Below are 2,516 nucleotides of genomic sequence, written 5' to 3' on the forward strand. Positions count from 1 at the left end.
CCAGCTTTCCGGCAGCCCCAAAGCCTTGCCCACCCATTCCGAACAAAACCAGCGCTGCCTGTTTTCAGGTAGCCCGAACACCACGCCGAACGCCCCTGGCAGGTCGTAGCCTTGGCCTTGGGTTTCCGCCCACAAGGTTTCCAGCCGCCCGCCCACACTGTCCGGCAGTTCAATCAGATCCCACTTAGCCGATGGCAGCGGCATGATTTTGCGGCGCACACCACCATCACGCAGGCTGGCGGAGTAGCACCGATATATCGGCTGCCCACCGTCTTTTTCAGGTAGCCTGAAAGGTTGTCGGATAGCAATCTCACAATGCGAGTATTGCCCCTTGGTTAAGACACGGGTCGCAGGCGGTTTTGCCGGCAGGTTTGGCAAAAGCGGCTACCTGAACGGGTGCATCCCCTTTGCAGCCGCCGGCCTTGTATTCGCGGGCTTGTTGCTCGCGCAGCAGGTATTCCGGCTGGAAGCGGGTAACGTGCCGGTAAGCACCGTCCACCATATCGTTGATGGCGGCTACACGCCACGTCTTGTAGAAGCGGTCGCGCACCATCCACCATGCCTGTGCTTTAATGTTGGAGAACATATCGCGGTTTTTCTTGTCGTCGGTGTATTTGGCATCAGGCTTGTACACCGCACCGCCGGCATTGAAGCCAAGCGTCTGCACCTTGCCGTTCTTACGCCGGAACTGCGCTTTCACGCCGGCGCCCACGCCGATGTTGTCGTACACGATGCGGTCAATATTCTGCTCTTGGGCATACAGGTAAACCTTGTCGGCGGAATAAATCACGTCCTGCCCGCGCCATTGCTGCATGTCGGTTACGACCGAGCCGTGCCGCAATACGGTGGCGTTGGCATCATCGCCTTCATCGGCCACGTCAAACCCAAGAATGCGCCGGCCTGCGGCGGAGAAGCCCAGTTTTTCATGCGCATCAATGGCGGCTTCAATCCAACTTGGTTTGATAATCGCCAGTTCGCTATCAGCCACCGGCTCGCCCAGCCAGATGTGGCGGTAAAGGTCTTCATCCCGCTCTTTGCATTCGAGCATATCGGCCAGCAGCGGCGTATCGGCAAAATGCGGGTTGATGTCGTAGTTTGCCTTTAAGACAATGCTGTCTTTGGGCGGGTGGACGATGAACCGCTGATAGGTGTCGTCCAGAATGTTTTTTGGGTTGAAACTGATCCATATTTCCGCGTTTTTGTCGCCACGGATGGATGGTATCAGCACGTCCCATGAATTTTTCGTTACCGCTTCGGCTTCCTCCACCCAGCACACACCGACACCCTGAATCGATTTGATTTTGGTAACGTTGTTTTTAATGCCGTAAAACACAAACTTTGCGCCCGTGCCTTTATGGGTGATGGTGGATTTCAGGATGTCAAACTCATCCGCGTAGCCCAAACGATCGATGGTCTCAATCAATAGCTGGTACACCGAATCACCCAACGAACCTTGAAACTCACGGATGCACAGGATGACCGTGCCGATGCGGCGCGACACTTCCACCGCCAATTCCGCCAGGAAATACGATTTCCCGCTGCCGCGCCCGCCATACAGCACCTTGTAACGCGCCTTGCGGATAAGTGGCTTGAAATACGGATTGGCCATAGGGTTACTTGAAAATATCTTCCAGTGAGCGGGTCTCTACCTTCACACGCATATCGGCATCCAGTTCCAGCTTCTCGCCGTACTTCTTCGGTGCGAGCTTGGACGCCTTCCACTTGCGGGCATCGATTTGTAACTTGGCTTTCGCCACTTCACCCGTTTCAGGGGCGACAGAATCGGCAATATCGATAATCTCGTCGGCAAAACCGTCCGCCTGTTCCTCGCGCGCACGCGCGTATTGCTCCTGAAAATCTTGGTGTTCTGCCAACCAGCGGTGTACTGTGCCGCCCGCAGGCATATCCGCAGATGAACAAATCGCCCGCAAGCTCATGCCACGGGCGATCAGTTCACAGATTTTATCTGCTGTTTCTTGACTGTATGTTGTCGGTCGCCCGACAGGGCGTTTTGCCTTTGCCATATCGAGCTATCCTAAATTTAAAGGCCGCCCGAAGGCAGCCAAAAAGAAAAGAAAAGAAAAGAGAAAATTGCCAATTTGCAACTTTCTCCGAAATATAGCATTTTTATACCAAAAGTGTTTCATGCTGTCAAGTGAAAAACAAAAGCAGCCCGAATGCAACAAAGCACTCGGGCTGGAATTCTGTTTCTTTTACCCACGGCAAAACCCCCGCATGGGTAACGATTGAATAATACGCCTTTGATAACTAAAATGCAAGTGTTTCTATGTTATCTGTTGCTGATTTATTGCATTTCAAAAGCGAAAGGCCCCGAAAACCGGAGCCATAACGCCGACTAGGGAACCCCCCAATCCTTGGGCATTTATCCTTCAATGTATTCCCCTTCCCAAATAGGCATCCCAGAATCTATTGCGGTTAGATTTAATTCCATTTGGAGGTGGACACCCACTGCGATTTGAGAATATTTATGTAATTTTTCAATTAGTGCATGGTTG

At 52.7% G+C, this 2,516-nt stretch carries 2 protein-coding genes and 1 pseudogene; all 3 read right to left on the reverse strand.

The window, feature by feature from the left end:
• Positions 1-204 (reverse strand): annotated as a pseudogene (locus A7P95_RS11875) (hypothetical protein); the annotation flags it as partial.
• A gap of 106 nt (positions 205-310) precedes the next feature.
• A complete protein-coding gene (locus A7P95_RS00070) occupies positions 311-1,609 on the reverse strand; it encodes a PBSX family phage terminase large subunit (RefSeq protein WP_245636531.1) in 1,299 nt (432 codons plus the stop codon).
• 4 nt (positions 1,610-1,613) lie between these two features.
• The gene (locus A7P95_RS00075; RefSeq protein ID WP_067589354.1) at positions 1,614-2,024 is read right to left on the reverse strand and encodes a terminase small subunit-like protein; all 411 of its coding nucleotides are present in this window, start codon (positions 2,022-2,024) and stop codon (positions 1,614-1,616) included.
• Positions 2,025-2,516 lie beyond the last annotated feature (492 nt).

The organism is Eikenella longinqua, assembly GCF_001648355.1.
Classification (GTDB): domain Bacteria; phylum Pseudomonadota; class Gammaproteobacteria; order Burkholderiales; family Neisseriaceae; genus Eikenella; species Eikenella longinqua.

Bases quoted from the DNA above. Each gene is read 5' to 3' on its own strand.
- A7P95_RS00070 (WP_245636531.1), bottom strand. From the start codon at position 1,609: ATGGCCAATCCGTATTTCAAGCCACTTATCCGCAAGGCGCGTTACAAG.
- A7P95_RS00075 (WP_067589354.1), bottom strand. From the start codon at position 2,024: ATGGCAAAGGCAAAACGCCCTGTCGGGCGACCGACAACATACAGTCAA.